The organism is Streptomyces sp. NPDC041124 (assembly GCF_055592385.1).
This window is the reverse complement of record NZ_JBVIYR010000003.1, coordinates 395,075-409,463: the sequence shown is the minus strand read 5'-3', so window position 1 is coordinate 409,463 and position 14,389 is coordinate 395,075. Positions and strand designations below refer to the sequence as shown.

Here is a 14,389-nt window from a genome sequence, read left to right as displayed (position 1 = left end):
GTGCGCGGCGTTGCGGCCGGGCGGCTTCGCAGTACATCGGTGCCCTGCCCGGGTCGGTCCCACGGGGCATGTGCCAGCACTGCCGGGAGCCTGCCGCCCAGGCACGGCAGGAACCGGCGACCGGGCCGTCACGTGGCTCGGCCGGTCGCCGACGAGCGGCACCGGCCTCCCCGGCGCGCCATGAGCGGACGAGCCCGCGCTCACGAACCGCGGCCCTGAGGGCCACGCACCGCGGCCCTGGGGGTCACGCACCGCGCGAGGCCGTCGCGCCCGAGGCCGGCCGCGACAGCGCCCTCGGGTTCAGCTCGGTCGGGGCGTGTCCTTCTTGCCCGGTGGACGGGTCAGGGCGCCTTCCAGAGGGTCAGCTCGGTGACGTAGTCGCGCGCCTTCAAGCCCGAGTCCTTGTCCTTGCGGGCGGCGACGTCCTTGATGCTGAGCATCGCGAGGTTGTCCTCGTCGGTGACTGTGCACAGCACCGTACCCGGGGTCAGGTGTTCGCCCTGGGCGTCGCTGTCGAGCTCGGAGGGCAGCGCGTCGGCCGCGGCGCCCTCGGCGCACTCCTCCGGCGAGGTCCCCGCGCTCTTTCCCATGGTGGTCAGGAAGTGCAGGACGTAGGTGCCGCCGAACTCCTCGTACTGCAGCTCGTTCCCCTGCCCGTTGCTGAGGGCGTTCGCGTCGATCTTCGGTGCGTCCAAGTCGACGTTGGTGTAGGAGAGGCGGTTGGAGGTGAGCTGGGCGCGCAGGGTGAGCGGCCTGTCCTTGAAGATCTCCGTGTAGCCGTCCGGCACCGCGTTCGCGGTGGGCGACGCGCCGCCGGTGCCCGGCGCGGTACTCGCGGGAGCCCGGGAGGCGCCGGTCGGTGACGAGGTCGTCCGTCCGCCGCCGGCCTGGGTGTCGTCCGTGTCGTCGTCGCGCGTGAAGACATAGGCGGCCGTCGCGACCACCACCAGGGCCAGCACGGCCGCGCCGACCGTCAACGGGGTGCGGCTGCGGGCCGCTGACGGCGGGCCGGGGGGGTGTGGTGCTCCCTGCGGGAACGGGGCAGGGGATCCGGTCGGCGGCTGCGCCCCGCCGTGGTGCGGCTGCTCACCGGGCCGGGGAGCATGGGTGGGTGTGTATCCGCCGGACGCCCCGGCAACCGGCGGCACGGTCGCGGCACCCGCCGCGGAGGGTGGGGGCACGGTCGCGGCACCCGCCGCGGAGGGTGGGGGCACGGTCGCGGCCCCGGAAGCCGCTCCGGGCTCGGTCCCGGCCTGTTGCCGGGCGAGTTGCTCCCGGCGGGCGATGTCCGCCGCGACGGGCGCGGGCAGCCAGCCGGTGAAGTCGCGCAGCGGCCGCCCGCTCAGCTCATGACACAGCTCCGCCAGTTCCGAGGGCGTGGGGCGGGCGGCCGCTTCGGCGGCCAGCGTACGTTCCAGGACGGCACGCAGCGGGTCGGGATACGCCGTCAGGTCCGGCGGGCGGAACTCACTGTTGGCGATCTTGGTGGCCAGAGTGATGGATCCGGCGTCACCGTAGGGGTGGCGGCCGGTCGCGGCGACGGCGGCGATCAAACCGAGCGAGAAGATGTCCGTCGCCGGTGTGAGGTCCTGGCCGTTGGCGTGTTCCGGCGACATGAACTGAGGAGTGCCGATGAACCCGCCGCTACGGGTGAGCTGGGTGGAGTCGGCGGCCCGGGCGATGCCGAAGTCGATGATCCAGGGGCCTTCGGAGCCGATGAGGATGTTGCTCGGCTTCATGTCGCGGTGGATCACGTCGGCCTTGTGCACGGCGTGCAGTGCCTCCGCCGCGCAACCGATCAGCTGCAGCACCGTGGTCAGCGGAAGCATCCCGTGCCTGGCGAGCAGCTGGTCCAGGGCGAGGCCGGGGACGTAGGTGGTGGCCAGCCAGGGCTGCGAGCCGGTGGTGTCGTGGTCGACGACGGGGACGATGTGGTAGCCCTGCACCCGGCGGGCGGAGGTCGCCTCCTGCTCGAAGCGGCGGCGGAACTCCTCGTCCTGGGCGTACTCGCGACGGATCACCTTCAGGGCGACCGGCTGGTTGCCGCGCGTGCGGGAGAGGTAGACGCATCCCATGCCGCCCTCGCCGATCCTCGCGAGCAGGCGGTAACCGGCCACCTCTCGCGGATCGTCGGGGTCCAGCGGGCTCAACTGGTCATCGTTCCCAGTGCTGTTCAAAGGTCTCGACCCTTCCGTCACCGGCGTGATCGTACCGACGTGCCCGCGTCAGGGGTAGACATCTGAGGAGATCAAGGAAGATCAGCGGACTTCGCGGAGATTCCGGAGAGTCGGGAAGTCGCGCCCTGATGACGGATGTTGGCGGGCGGCCTTAGAGTGACACCCCCTGCCGTCGGACAGCGAGGCGTCCGTGGAACATCATCTGGCCGCGTCGGCGGAGCGAGCCGACTACCTCGTGGAGCTCTCCAACGTCGTACGCGACACCTCCCTCGGCCGACAGGGCCCGCGGTCCCTGCGCCGCCTCGGTCTGGTCCTGAGGGCCCTGATGGAGCTCACCGGGGACCCCGATGTCTCCGTCTACCTGGTCGCCGACACCAGCCTGCTGGGCGGGCACCGCGAGTTCGGCGATCGGGCCGAGGTCCGGCGGCTGCGCCGCTGGGTGGCCGACGGGCTGGTCGAGGAGGTCGACGACGCCGATGAGCGCGTCCTCGAACTGGCCCGCATGACCGCGTCCCCGGTCGTCACCGGCGACCGGTATGTCGACCACCGCGTCGAACACCCGTGGATCCAGGGCAACACCTGGCAGTTCCTCAAACCGGAAGGCCGCCCCGACGGGTCCGTCGCTCTCGTGCCGATGGACATGGGTGTGCACTCGGCCGCGGAGATCTCCCGCAGGATGGAACTGTCCGCACTGAAGAAGCAGGGCCTCCTCGGCCCCTCGCGGACGCCGCTGACCGAGGTGATCATGCGGACCTGGCGCTGCCCGGAGCCCCGCTGCTCCCTCTACGACATCCGCAAGGGCGACCGGATCCTGCTGCCCCGCATGCGGCGCGGTGTTCCCACCTGCGAGCTTCACGGCACACCTCTCCAGGACGAGGGTCCGCGCCTGGGCACCACCCAGCTCAAGGCCGTCATCGACGGCACCTGCGTGGCCCGGTACACCCTCGACGAGGGCTCCGAGGCGCACGTCGGCCGACTGCCGGGGCAGGCGGGCATCGCCCTGCACAGCCTGCTGTCCCCGCAGATCGCCCGGCAGGTAAGCCGCATGCATGTGGCCGTCTCCGCCCGGAGCGGCACCGTCCTGATCCGTGACATCAGCAGCTACGGCACCCGGATGCGCCGCGCCGGCCGGCGCGGCGCGTTCGGCCCCTGGGAGAAGCTTCCCCCGCAGACCGACCGTCCCTTCCGCCCCGGCGACGAGGTCGAACTCGCACCCGGCGTCGTCCTCACCCGCAGCGGCCGACGCTTTCCCGCCGAACTCGCCGACGCCTGGCGGGCGGAAGCCGCCAGGATCCCCGTGCCGCCCAGTGCCGCGGCGCCCACCCGCCGGGCCTGACCACCGGGGCGTCGACTCGACGCCGAAGCCGTCCGGCGAGCACTCCGCCAGAGGCGATCGCCGCGGCCGGCAGGGCGGCGCGAGGCCGTGACCGGTCCCCTGTTCCGGTCACGGCTCGCTGGTGTTTCAGGTGGGTCATCGGCGGATCAGCAGCATCCGGGGGCGTCAGCCGTATCCTCGGCGTCGGTGTCGGCGGGGCCCGTGCTCGTGCTCTGCTTGGTCAGGGTGCCGGCGTCGGCTTTGACCACGTAGACCTCCCAGGGCTCCTGGCCGGGGCCGTGGACCCAGACCTTGTCCTGCAGGGCGTAGCAGCAGGCCGTGTCGTTCTCCTCGGCCGTCGCCAGCCCCGCCGCGCTCAGCCGGGTGGTGGCGGCGTGGACGGCTTCCGTGCTGTCGACCTCGACACCGAGGTGGTCCATGCGCGTCGCCGCGTCCGCCTCGCCTTCGATGAGGACGAGCTTGAGCGGGGGCTCGGTGATAGCGAAGTTGGCGTAACCGTCGCGGAGCTTGGCGGGCCCGACGCCGAAGAGCTTCGTGTAGAAGGCGACGGATGTGGAGAGATCCGGTACCCGTAGGGCGAGTTGCACGCGGGACATGGTGAACCTCCTGGGAGCGGGGTCGGTGTGTCAGCAGCCACCGGAGGCGGCCGGTGCGCCGGTGCCGATCTGCAGCGTGGCGGGGGCGGCGCAGCAACCTCCGCCTCCGCCGCCCTGTGCGGTGTCGGGCTCGTCGAGCAGGCCCGCGCCGCCGCACACGCCGGTCTCCGGCAGGGTCAGCTCGACGCGTTCGGCCGCCTCGTGGTCGCCGGCGAGGGCGGCCGTGATGGAGCGGACCTGCTCGTAGCCGGTCAGGGCGAGGAAGGTGGGGGCGCGGCCGTAGGACTTCATGCCAGCGAGCAGTTTCTCGGCGGCCGGGTCGGTGACCTCGGCCCAGGTCGAGAACAGGCGGACGTGCGCCCACTCGCGCACGGCGGTGGCAGCGGACTGGCCGGCCTCCAGCACCAGGGGCTCGATGCCGCGCTCGACGAGGTGCGCGGCCGCGGCCAGGCCGACGGGGCCGGCGCCGATGACGACGACGGGCCGCTGGTGGTCGGTGGTGGACGCGCTGGAGTCGGACACGGCGGCGACACTCCCCTTTGCTTCGACATCTGTCGATCCCTTGCGTTGCCAGCATGGCACCTGTTTCGAGGAGCGTCAACATAGACGTTCATCGAAATCACAGCCGCGCCACTACGACAGCCTCAGCCTCTTCTCCCCCGCGGCCCACAGCCCCCTGCCCGGCCTGCCGTTCGCCGACCCTGGCCGCTCTGGTTCGACGTGTGTCAACATAGACGTATGTCGAACGTCAAGGCACTGCCGCTTGTGGAACGGTCCGACGCCCCCACCGCCGCGGTGCCGTGCTGCCCGCCGCTGAGCGAGCGCCCCTTCACCGCCGAGGAGGCCGAGCGGACCGCCCGCATGTTCAAGGCCCTCGGCGACCCGGTACGGCTGCGACTGTTCTCGGCCGTCGCCTCGCACGAGGGCGGCGAGGCCTGCGTGTGCGACATCTCCGACGTCGGCGTCTCCCAGCCGACCGTCTCGCACCACCTGAAGAAGCTCAAGGAAGCCGGACTGCTCACCTCCGAGCGACGCGGCACCTGGGTCTACTACCGGGTCGAGCCGTCGGTGCTGGCGGCGATGGGACAACTGCTGACCGTTCGGTAGGCTCCTGGGCCCCCACGGGCCCCACCCCGTACCCGGGTCCGGGCCGCCGTCCGCGGGTCGGGGTCCCGCACGTCATCGGATGGCATGGAGCCGGGGGGTCGCGACGACTCGGCGGGAGTCGGGAAACCGCGCGTGTGGGGTTCGCCCCAGGGGCGCTGTCCACCGAGTGGTGGACAACGGGTTCAACCGAGTACCTCTGTCCGGTGACCGGCCCGTTCAACAAGGCTCTCGGGCATGAAGACAATCTCTGTGAGCATGGCTCGCTGGAGTGCGCGACACCCCTGGTGGGCGATCGCCGGCTGGTTGGTGTTCGTGGCGCTGTGCCTGGGAGTCGGCAGCGCCGTCGGTACGAACAGCGCGAAGACCGCGGACTACCGGGTCGGTGAGGCCGGCCGCGCCGAGGCCCTGGCCGCCGAAGGACACCTGGAGCGCAGATCCACCGAGCAGGTGCTGATCTCCGCCAGGTCGGGCGCCCTCGACCCTGCCGCCGCACGAGCCGCCGCGTCGGACCTCACCACCCGGATGAAGCGGCTGCCCGACGTCGCGGGCGTCGCCGCCCCGCTGTTCTCCGACGACCGCGCGATCCTCATGGTGGAGGTGTCGCTGAAGGGCGAGGAGCGGGACGCGAAGGACAAGGTCGACGCGCTCGTGGAGCAGACCTCGGCGGTGCAGCGGAGCCATCCCGGTCTGCTCCTGGAGGAGACCGGAAGCCCTTCCATCAGCAAGGGGGTCGACCGGCAGCGCAGCGACGACCTGGCGCTCTCCGAGGCGATCACCTTTCCGGTCACGCTGATCACGCTGCTGGTGGTGTTCGGGTCGGTCACCATGGCCGGGGTGCCGCTGCTGCTGGCGCTGTCGTCGATCGCGGCGGCGATCGGGCTGTCCATGGTCGTCTCGCACCTCTCCCCCGACGCCGGGGTCGGCACCAACGTCATCCTGATGATCGGCCTCGCGGTCGGCGTCGACTACACGCTCTTCTACCTCAAGCGCGAGCGCGAGGAGCGGGCCCGCTCCGGCGGCCGGCTCGGCTCGGAGGCGCTGGTGGAACTGGCGGCCGCCACCTCGGGCCGGGCGGTCGTGGTCTCCGGGCTCGCGGTCGTCGCCTCCACCGCGACGCTGTACCTGGCCTCCGACGTGATCTTCTCCTCCCTCGCGACCGGCACCATCGTCGTCGTCCTGGTCTCGGTGGCCAGTTCGCTGACGGCCCTGCCCGCACTCCTCGTCGCGCTCGGGAAGCAGGCGGAACGCAGGGAACTGCGGCGGGCACGGAGCGGGAAGCCGGTCCGCCGGCCGAAGGGGCGGGAAGCGGGCGGCCGGATGTGGGCCGTGCTGCTGCGGCCCGCCACCCGGCATCCCCTGGCCACCCTGTGCGTCTCGGTCCTCGGTCTGCTGGCGCTCGTCACGCCGCTCGCCGGACTGAAGATCACGGAGATGAGCCGGGACACGCACTCCCGCGACATCCCCGCGATGCGCGTGTACGACCGGCTCAACGACGCCTTCCCCGAGCAGCGGGTCACCCACCAGGTCGTCGTACGGGCCGACGCCTCGCAGGCCGCGGAGGTCGCCTCGGCCCTGCGCGAGACGGCCCGACTCGCTGAAGCCGACCGGTTGTTCGCCGGCGCCTCACCGATACGGACGTCGGCCGACCGCCGCACCAGCGTCCTCGAACTGAAGGTGCCCCACCTCGGCAACTCCGATCAGGCGTACGACTCCCTGGACCGCCTGCGGGACGACTACCTGCCCGCCACCGCGGGCCGGGTCGACGGAGCCGAGTTCGGTGTGAGCGGCGACGTCGCCCGCTACGCCGACTATCCCGCCCACCAGAACGGCAAACTGCCGATGGTCCTCGGCGCGCTGCTCCTGGTGACGTTCGCGATGACCGTGTACGCCTTCCGCTCGGTGGTGCTCGGCCTGATCGGCGTCGTGCTGAACCTGCTGTCCGCGGCGGCGGCGCTGGGACTGCTCGTCCTGGTCTTCCAGGGGACCTGGGCCGAGGGGCTGCTGGACTTCCACTCCACCGGATCGATCGGATCGCGCGTCCCGCTCTTCCTCCTCGTGATCCTGTTCGGGCTCTCGATGGACTACCAGGTGTTCGTGGTGAGCCGGATCAGGGAGGCCGCCCTGGCCGGGGTCCCCACGCGTCAGGCGGTACTCGACGGGATCCGCGGCTCGGCGAGCGTGGTGACCAGCGCCGCGGTCGTGATGACGACGGTGTTCGCGAGCTTCGTCTTCCTGCACATCATCGAGATGAAGCAGATCGGCTTCGTGCTGGCGGCGGCCGTGCTGCTCGACGCCTTCGTCATCCGGATCATGGTGCTGCCGTCGGCGATGCTGCTGCTGGGCGAGGCGAGTTGGTGGCCCACGCGCGGTGTGCGGCGGGCGGCGGCCACCCCGCCGGACGACCCCGGAGAAAACACGGGCCCGCGCTTGGTGGCCGACGTACGTTGATCGGCATGACCGCTCTCGCCGGGCCCACCGCCGACGCCTTCTGGGCCTCGTCACTGCGACGCTGGAACACGGTGTGCTGGCTGCTGTTCGCCGTGATGGCCGTCGGGCTCGCCGCCATCGACCGGCCCGGCGGGAGCAAGTACGCCGCGCTCGCACTGCTGGGCGGTGTGGTGCTGTGTTACGCGGTCCTCGACCGCTTCCCGGACAACCCCGTCGTACGGCCGTACGTGTACCTCTCGGTGCTGGTGGTGGCGCTGGGCGGGCTCGCGTACCTGCGCGGCAACTACGCGGCGCTGTTCATGGTGACGCTGCCGCACTACTGGATGTTCGGGCGGACGCCGAGGGCGTCGATGGGATTCCTGGGGCTCGCCACGGCCGGCACCCTGATCGGGAGCGTCCTGCGGCAGGACGGCTGGTCGGTGGAGTTCTTCAGCGAGACGCTCGTGTCCACGCTGATCGTCGTCGCCGTGGGGGTGCTCATCGGGTTGTGGGCGCACTCGGTGGTCGCGCAGAGCACCGAACGGGCACGGCTCATCGAGAAGTTGGAGCAGACGCAGGCGCAGCTGTCCGAGGCGCACCAGCGTCAGGGAGCGGCGGACGAACGGGAGCGGATGGCGCGGGAGATCCATGACACGCTCGCCCAGGGATTCGCCTCGATCGTCGTGCTCGCGGAGGCGGCCCGGGCGGGCCTCCACTCCGACACGGCGCGCAGTGCCCAGCAGTTGCGGTCGATCGAGTCCACCGCGCGGGAGAACCTCGCCGAGGCCCGGGAACTGGTCGGCTCGGCGCAGCAGCCGGGACAGGCCGCCGCGGGTTCGGTGGCGCAGACGCTCCGCCGGACCCTGGACCGCTTCGCGGAGGACACCGGGCTCACCGTCGACGCCGATCTGCGGGACGTGGTGTGCGACCAGCAGACCCGCATCGCGTTGCTGCGCTGCACCCAGGAGTCCCTCGCCAACGTACGCAAGCACGCTCGCGCCTCCACGGTCGGCGTGGTGCTGGCGCGGCAGGCGTACGGGGTGGAACTGGAGATCACCGACGACGGGACCGGATTCGTGCTCGGGGAGTCGGCGGGCTTCGGCCTGGACGGAATGCGCAAACGGCTGGCGGAGCTGGGCGGGAGACTGACGGTGACGAGTTCGTTGGGTGACGGAACGCGCGTACTGGCGTGGATTCCCCTGGCTGCCCCCATGCCGGTGGCGGGAGAGAGCGGGGCGGAGACGTGACCGGCCGGCGCATCGCGGGAGTGACCGGTGAGGCGATCCGCATCATCGTGGTGGACGACCACACCGTCATGCGGGCGGGAGTGGTGGCTCTCCTCACCTCCGAGAACACCATCGAGATCGTCGGCGAGGCGGGCGACGGCCGCGCGGCCCTCGACCTCGTCGAACGGCACGCGCCCGACGTCGCCCTGGTCGACCTGCGGATGCCGGTGCTCGACGGCGTGGCCACGACGACCGAGATCGTGGCGCGCTTTCCCGCCACCCGGGTGCTGATCCTCACCACCTACGACACCGACGCGGAGATCGAACGCGCAGTGGAGGCCGGGGCCATCGGCTACCTCCTCAAGGACACCACCCGCGAGCAGCTGGCCGACGCGATCCACGCGGCGGCCCGCGGTGAGACGGTGCTGGCACCCCGGGTCGCCGAGAGACTCGTCGCCCGGATGCGGCAGCCCGCCCAGGCCCCGCTCACGGCCCGCGAGGCGGACGTCCTCAACGCGGTGGCGGACGGCCTGACCAACGCGGAGATCGGGCGGCGACTCGTCATCGCCGAGGCGACCGTGAAGACCCACCTGCTCCGCCTGTTCGCCAAGCTCGACGTCAACGACCGTACGCGGGCCGTGGTGGTGGCGATGGAGAAGGGGCTGCTGCGGAGGGTCTCCGGCACGGAGGGTTCCCCATGAGAGGGCCGGATCCACTGCGCTACGCTCCGCGCCATGAAGCTGAAGGCAGCGGCCACAGTGATCGCCGTCGGCGCGGGCGGCATGGCCGTCATCGCGGCAACCGGTGTGTGGGCACTGTCGGGTGGGCTCTACGGCTGCACCCGGGCTGACGAAGAGCTCGCCCCCACACTGGCATCCCTGTCCGTCCTCGACGCGCACCCGAGCCGGACGCAGCCCGAGGACGAGCGGTACTCCGGATGCGACGAGGACGACGGATTCGCCTACGCCGGGCAGAACTACCGGCTCACGATCTCCCGTGCCGACGTGCTGGCCTTCTATCGCCAGGCCGCCGCGGAGGACGGCTGGCGACTCGAGGGCGCCGATCCCGCACCATCCCCGGCACCCGACGGCCTCGCGATCGACACCTCGGCGCTCTGCTTCGAAAAGCCCGTCGCGGGCACTACCGCCCATCTCTCCGTGTGGTTCCCCGGCGATCTCGGGGACAGCCCTCACGAGTACGGCCTGGAGGTCACGGCCAGCCATGACGGCAGCGCCTGGTGTTGACCCGGCATCATCCCGTCCCGCTGTCGTGCCCTCGGGGAGTGCGGGGCGAGCCGATGCCGTCGACGGGAGTGCCTCGCACCCGCGCGCCGGGGCGGTACCTCCCGCGGGGCACACCGCGGTTCACGGCAGGGGGAAGTGGGCCTCGAGGAGGTAGTGCGCCGGGGGGACGCGGGTGTGGGTGAGGGTGCCGCCTACCGCGGTGATGCGTTCCGTCAGGCTGCGCAGGCCCAGGCCGGGGGCGGTCGGCGGGGTGGTGCGGGGGGCGCCGTCGTTGGTGACGGTGAGGCGTACCGCCCCGTGCCCGGTGGCGACCGTGAGGCGGCAGCGGCGGGCGCGGCTGTGTCTGAGGACGTTGGCGACGGCTTCGCGGACGGTGGTGGCGAGGACCGTCTGGAGCGGGGCGGGCAGCGCCGTCTCCGGCAGCGTGACCTCGGTCTCGACGCCGGCCGACTGGAGCAGTTCCCGGTTGGAGGCGAGTTCCGTCTCCAGGGAGAGGCAGTGGTAGCCGTGGGCCACCCGCCGGGTCTCCTCGATGATGTCGCGCAGTCCTGAGAGTGCCTGCGTCAGCTGGTCGCGCGCGGTGTCCGGGCGGCCGTCGAGGTGACGGTGCGCCAGCTCGCACTGGAGGGTGATCGCGGACAGGCGCGGGCCGAGCAGGTCGTGCAGGTCCCGGGCGAAGCGCAGCCGTTCGCGTACGACGATGCGGCGCGGATCGGTCACGACGGCGGCCGCCGCGGTCTCGGATGCCCTGGGCATGTCTCCCCCGTTCTGCCGCGTGCACGGCTGACGCGGCTTTCCCGGGGGAGCTTCGCCCTGCCCGCTATCACTGAGCTATACGGGCCCGGCAGGTCCGTCGGCGCGGTGGTAGACAGGGCGCGGGGCCCCGGGACGGAGGGGGAGCCGTGCGACGGGAGGGGGAATCCGTGCAGCGGATCGTGCTGGCCGAGGACATGCACATGATCCGGGTGGCGCTCGCCGCGCTGCTCGATCTGGAGCCGGACCTGGAGGTCGTGGCGCAGGTCGGCAGGGGGAGCGAGGTGCTGCCCGCGGTGCTCCGTACGGGGGCGGACACCGCGGTCCTCGACATCGACATGCCGGGGATGGACGGGATCGCCGCCGCCGCGCTGCTGCGGGACCAGGCGCCCGGGTGCCGCACGCTGATCCTGACGGGGATGGCGCGGCCCGGCACGCTGTGGCGGGCCCTGGACGCGCAGGTGGCCGGGTTCCTGCCGAAGGACGCCTCGCCCGACGAGCTGCTCGACGGTGTGCGCAGGGTCGGCGCGGGCCGTCGGGTCATCGATCCCGAACTGGCCATGGCCGCTTGGGAGATCGGCGACAGTCCGCTCACCGAGCGGGAGGTCGAGGTGCTCGCCCGGGTGGCGGAGGGGGCCGACACGGCGCAGATCGCCGCGACCACCAGCCTCTCCGTGGGCACGGTGCGCAACTACCTCACCACGGTCGTGAACAAGCTCGGCGCCCGCAACCGGGTCGACGCGCTGCGCATCGCCCGGGACAACGGCTGGCTGGCCTGAGCCGGGCGGTGCCGTATAGGCCGTTTATCGGGGGGCGGGCTCTACTGGCGCCATGCCAAGGACACGACGGGTGCGGGGGCGGAACGCGGTCGCCGAGGGGGCGGGCCGCCGTCGCGACCTTCACGCGCAGGACCGTACCGCGCCGCACTGGGCGCTCGACTACGCGCGGCGGCTCGCCGACCGGCATCCGCCGGACCACCGCATCCTGATCCAGACCAGCATGTCGCCGACCGGCTACTTCCACGTCGGGAACTTCCGGGACACCGTCTGCGCCCACCTGGTGCACCGGGCGCTGGCCCGGATGGGCCGCCGGTCCGCGATCCTGCTCAGCTTCGACGACTACGACCCGGTGCGGGAGAGCCAGGCGGTCCGGGACCCGGAGCTGTCCGGCCACGGCGGGCGGCCGCTCGCGGCGCACCGGGAGCGGGCCGCCCGGATCTGCCGGGCCTACGTCGCCGAGCTGCGGGCGGTGGGCATCCTGCCCGAGGGGGCCGACGTGGACGGCCGGATGCCGCCGGGCGGCGCGTGGGAGACGCACTACCAGTACGAGCGGTACCGGGCGGGTGTCTACCGGGAGATCCAGCGCCGCTACCAGCGGGACGCGGGGCGGCTCGCCGCACTGCTCGGCAGGGCGGACGGCCGGGACCTGTTCGCGGTGTACTGCGTGCAGTGCGGGCGCGGCACCACCGAGATCCACCGGCTGGGCGCGGCGTCGGCGCACTACCACTGCCGGTGCTGCGACGCCCGGGTCACCCTGACCGGACCGGAGCGGGTCAAACCGTCCTGGGCCCTGGACTGGACGCTGCGGGTCGCGCACGAGGGCATCGACTGCGAGCCGGCCGGCCAGGACCACTGCAGCGCGGGCAGCACCATGGACCGCACCCGGCCGGTCTACGACGGGTACCTGGGCGTGGCGCAGCCGGTGATCGTCCCCTACGGCCTGGTGCGCGGCGAGCGCGGCACGGGCAAGATCTCCGGATCGAGCGGTGACGGGCCGTACGTGCGTGACCTGCTCGCGGTGCATCCGGCGCCGATGGTGCTGTGGCTGTACGCGCACCGCAACTGCCTGTCGGACCTGCGGATCGGGTTCGGGGCGGACGTGTTCTTCGGCGCGTACGACGCGTTCGACCGGTTCCTGCGGGCGGTGCCCGGTGACGGGCGGGCCCGGGCGCTGTGGGAGCTGCTGAGCGACGAGGATCCGGCGCACCGCGCCGCCCTGCCCCGGATGCGTTCCGTCGTCGGGGCGCTGTACGCCCACGGCGGCGCCCCGGAGCGGGCGCTGGCCCACCTGACGCGGCGGCACCGCGGCTGCGACCGGGGGCTGCTGGCCGAGCGGGTCGCGCACGCGGGCGCCTGGCTGGCCACGCACGGAGCCGGCCGCTACGGGGGCGAGGCGGGTCCGGCCGCGACGCCGGGCCGCGCCGTCGACGTGCTCATCGAGCAGTTGCGGGCGCACACCGGTCCGGGCGCGCCCCGGGCGGACCGCACCGTCGGGGAGTTCCGGGAGATCTACCGGGCGCTGTTCGGCACGGAGCGCGGGCCGCGGCTCGACACACTCGTCGACGCGCTCACCGCCGAGGCCGTCGCCGACGCGCTGACCGCCTACCGCGAGAGGGGTGAACGGCCGCTGAGGGCGCGCCTGTTCGCGTCCGCGGGGCATGCCGTTCCGTCGCGGTCCGCGTCCGTGCGACAGGAGGTCGTGGTCCGTGCGGGTTGAGATCTTCACGCCCGGCGGCGGGCCCGTGCCCGACGGCTGGGACGCCTTCGTCCGCTCCCTCGGAGGGCCCGCGCTGTGGGACGGGGCACTGCTCGAGGCCGCCGCGCTGGGCAGCCCGCGGCCCGTGTACGGCGCTCTGGTGCGGGACGCGGGTGAACCGGTGGCCGCGTTCTGCGGGCGGCTCGGGGTGCGGCCGGTGCTGCCGCGGTACCGGCCCGCCGGGCGGGCCCTGACGCCGGGCTGGTTCCAGGTCCACCTGCCGAACAGCTTCAGCGCGGGACGGCTGTACGCCCCCGGGCTCGACGCCGGGGGCCGGCGCGCCGCGACCCGGGCCTTCGAGCGGGCCCTGCGCCGCCGGCTCGGGGCGCGCTGCCTGGGTGTGCTGCACCTGGACGCCGAGGCCCGGGAGCTGGGGGTGCTCGGCGGCCCGCTGCGGCTCACCCGCCCCACCGCGCCCGGCATGGTCCTGCACAACCGCTGGGGGTCGACGGACGCCTACCTCGCCGGGCTGCCGCGCGCCAGACGCCGCCGTCTGACGGCGCTGCGGCAACGGATCGACGACGACGCCGGGCTGACGGTCCAGGCCGGTGTCCCGGCGATCGACCCGGTACGGGCGGGGCGGCTCGACCAGCTGACCCGGATGAAGCACACCGGGCGTCCGGCCGGGGTCGTGCCCCTGCTCCCGGTGTACTTCGAACGGCTCAACGCGCATCCGGGCGCCTCCTACTTCGTCCACCTGGACGGACGGGGCGGCCTGCCCGTCTCCTTCGACCTGGTCCTTCGGACACCGGGCGGCTGGGCGACGACGGTGACCGGCTCGGACGGCGCCCGGGACCTCTACTTCGACCTGTACCTGCGGGAGATCGACCGGATGATCGCCCTCCGGGTGCCCGCGCTCGAACTCGGCCCCGGCATGGCCCGGCTCAAGGAGTCGTTCGGCGCGGCGGCCGTCGCCCGGTACGCCGTGGCGGCCCCGTTCTGACCCGCGCCACCGCAGCACGGCTTCCTCCCGCACCACCGCTTCCCC

Annotated in this window: 13 protein-coding genes and 1 pseudogene; 9 read left to right on the top strand and 5 right to left on the bottom strand. The window is 72.8% G+C overall.

The genetic code is table 11. The features are described from left to right. Positions 1–341: 341 nt before the first annotated feature. Positions 342–2,150 carry a serine/threonine protein kinase gene (locus ACZ6A9_RS10155; protein WP_468981956.1) on the bottom strand — a complete coding sequence of 603 codons (1,809 nt, stop codon included), beginning with the start codon at positions 2,148–2,150 and terminating at the stop codon, positions 342–344. A 217-nt stretch (positions 2,151–2,367) separates the two neighbouring features. Between ACZ6A9_RS10155 and ACZ6A9_RS10150 the strand changes: the two genes are divergently transcribed. After that, positions 2,368–3,513: an FHA domain-containing protein gene (locus ACZ6A9_RS10150; protein WP_468981952.1), complete on the top strand. Its 1,146-nt coding sequence runs from the start codon at positions 2,368–2,370 to the stop codon at positions 3,511–3,513. A gap of 146 nt (positions 3,514–3,659) precedes the next feature. Here ACZ6A9_RS10150 and ACZ6A9_RS10145 read toward each other — a convergent pair whose 3' ends face one another. The 3 genes and pseudogenes from ACZ6A9_RS10145 to ACZ6A9_RS10135 form a co-directional block, all read right to left on the bottom strand. Further along, positions 3,660–4,109: an ArsI/CadI family heavy metal resistance metalloenzyme gene (locus ACZ6A9_RS10145; protein ID WP_468981948.1), complete on the bottom strand. Its 450-nt coding sequence runs from the start codon at positions 4,107–4,109 to the stop codon at positions 3,660–3,662. A gap of 30 nt (positions 4,110–4,139) precedes the next feature. Then, on the bottom strand, positions 4,140–4,559 hold the full coding sequence (locus tag ACZ6A9_RS10140; protein ID WP_468982917.1) for a hypothetical protein: 420 nt from the start codon (positions 4,557–4,559) through the stop codon (positions 4,140–4,142). Further along, positions 4,533–4,631 (bottom strand): annotated as a pseudogene (locus ACZ6A9_RS10135) (hypothetical protein); the annotation flags it as partial. The gene ACZ6A9_RS10140 and the pseudogene ACZ6A9_RS10135, both read right to left, overlap by 27 nt. A gap of 216 nt (positions 4,632–4,847) precedes the next feature. On the opposite strand from ACZ6A9_RS10135, the gene ACZ6A9_RS10130 reads away from it, so the two are divergent. The 5 genes from ACZ6A9_RS10130 to ACZ6A9_RS10110 all read left to right on the top strand — a co-directional run bounded on the left by ACZ6A9_RS10130 (position 4,848) and on the right by ACZ6A9_RS10110 (position 10,113). After that, on the top strand, positions 4,848–5,216 hold the full coding sequence (locus ACZ6A9_RS10130; RefSeq protein ID WP_468981944.1) for an ArsR/SmtB family transcription factor: 369 nt from the start codon (positions 4,848–4,850) through the stop codon (positions 5,214–5,216). 234 nt (positions 5,217–5,450) lie between these two features. Further along, on the top strand, positions 5,451–7,664 hold the full coding sequence (locus ACZ6A9_RS10125; RefSeq protein WP_468981939.1) for an MMPL family transporter: 2,214 nt from the start codon (positions 5,451–5,453) through the stop codon (positions 7,662–7,664). Between the two features lie 5 nt (positions 7,665–7,669). Further along, on the top strand, positions 7,670–8,890 hold the full coding sequence (locus ACZ6A9_RS10120; protein WP_468981936.1) for a sensor histidine kinase: 1,221 nt from the start codon (positions 7,670–7,672) through the stop codon (positions 8,888–8,890). 20 nt (positions 8,891–8,910) lie between these two features. Then, on the top strand, positions 8,911–9,570 hold the full coding sequence (locus ACZ6A9_RS10115) for a response regulator (protein WP_468982912.1): 660 nt from the start codon (positions 8,911–8,913) through the stop codon (positions 9,568–9,570). 33 nt (positions 9,571–9,603) lie between these two features. Continuing rightward, positions 9,604–10,113, top strand: a complete 510-nt coding sequence (locus tag ACZ6A9_RS10110; protein ID WP_468981933.1) for a hypothetical protein — start codon at positions 9,604–9,606, stop codon at positions 10,111–10,113. Between the two features lie 120 nt (positions 10,114–10,233). On the opposite strand, the gene ACZ6A9_RS10105 is transcribed toward ACZ6A9_RS10110, so the two are convergent. Next, complete coding sequence (locus ACZ6A9_RS10105) at positions 10,234–10,869, bottom strand: sensor histidine kinase (RefSeq protein WP_468981930.1); 636 nt, start codon at positions 10,867–10,869, stop codon at positions 10,234–10,236. A gap of 167 nt (positions 10,870–11,036) precedes the next feature. Here ACZ6A9_RS10105 and ACZ6A9_RS10100 point away from each other — a divergent pair, with 167 nt between their 5' ends. The 3 genes from ACZ6A9_RS10100 to ACZ6A9_RS10090 are packed head-to-tail and all read left to right on the top strand — an operon-like array spanning position 11,037 to position 14,344. Beyond that, positions 11,037–11,645 carry a response regulator transcription factor gene (locus ACZ6A9_RS10100; RefSeq protein WP_468981928.1) on the top strand — a complete coding sequence of 203 codons (609 nt, stop codon included), beginning with the start codon at positions 11,037–11,039 and terminating at the stop codon, positions 11,643–11,645. 52 nt (positions 11,646–11,697) lie between these two features. Further along, a complete protein-coding gene (locus tag ACZ6A9_RS10095) occupies positions 11,698–13,362 on the top strand; it encodes a nucleotidyl transferase family protein (RefSeq protein ID WP_468981926.1) in 1,665 nt (554 codons plus the stop codon). Beyond that, entirely contained in the window at positions 13,352–14,344 is a 993-nt protein-coding gene (locus ACZ6A9_RS10090; RefSeq protein WP_468981923.1) for a hypothetical protein, read from the top strand. The genes ACZ6A9_RS10095 and ACZ6A9_RS10090 overlap by 11 nt, the downstream gene beginning before the upstream one ends. Positions 14,345–14,389: the final 45 nt, after the last annotated feature.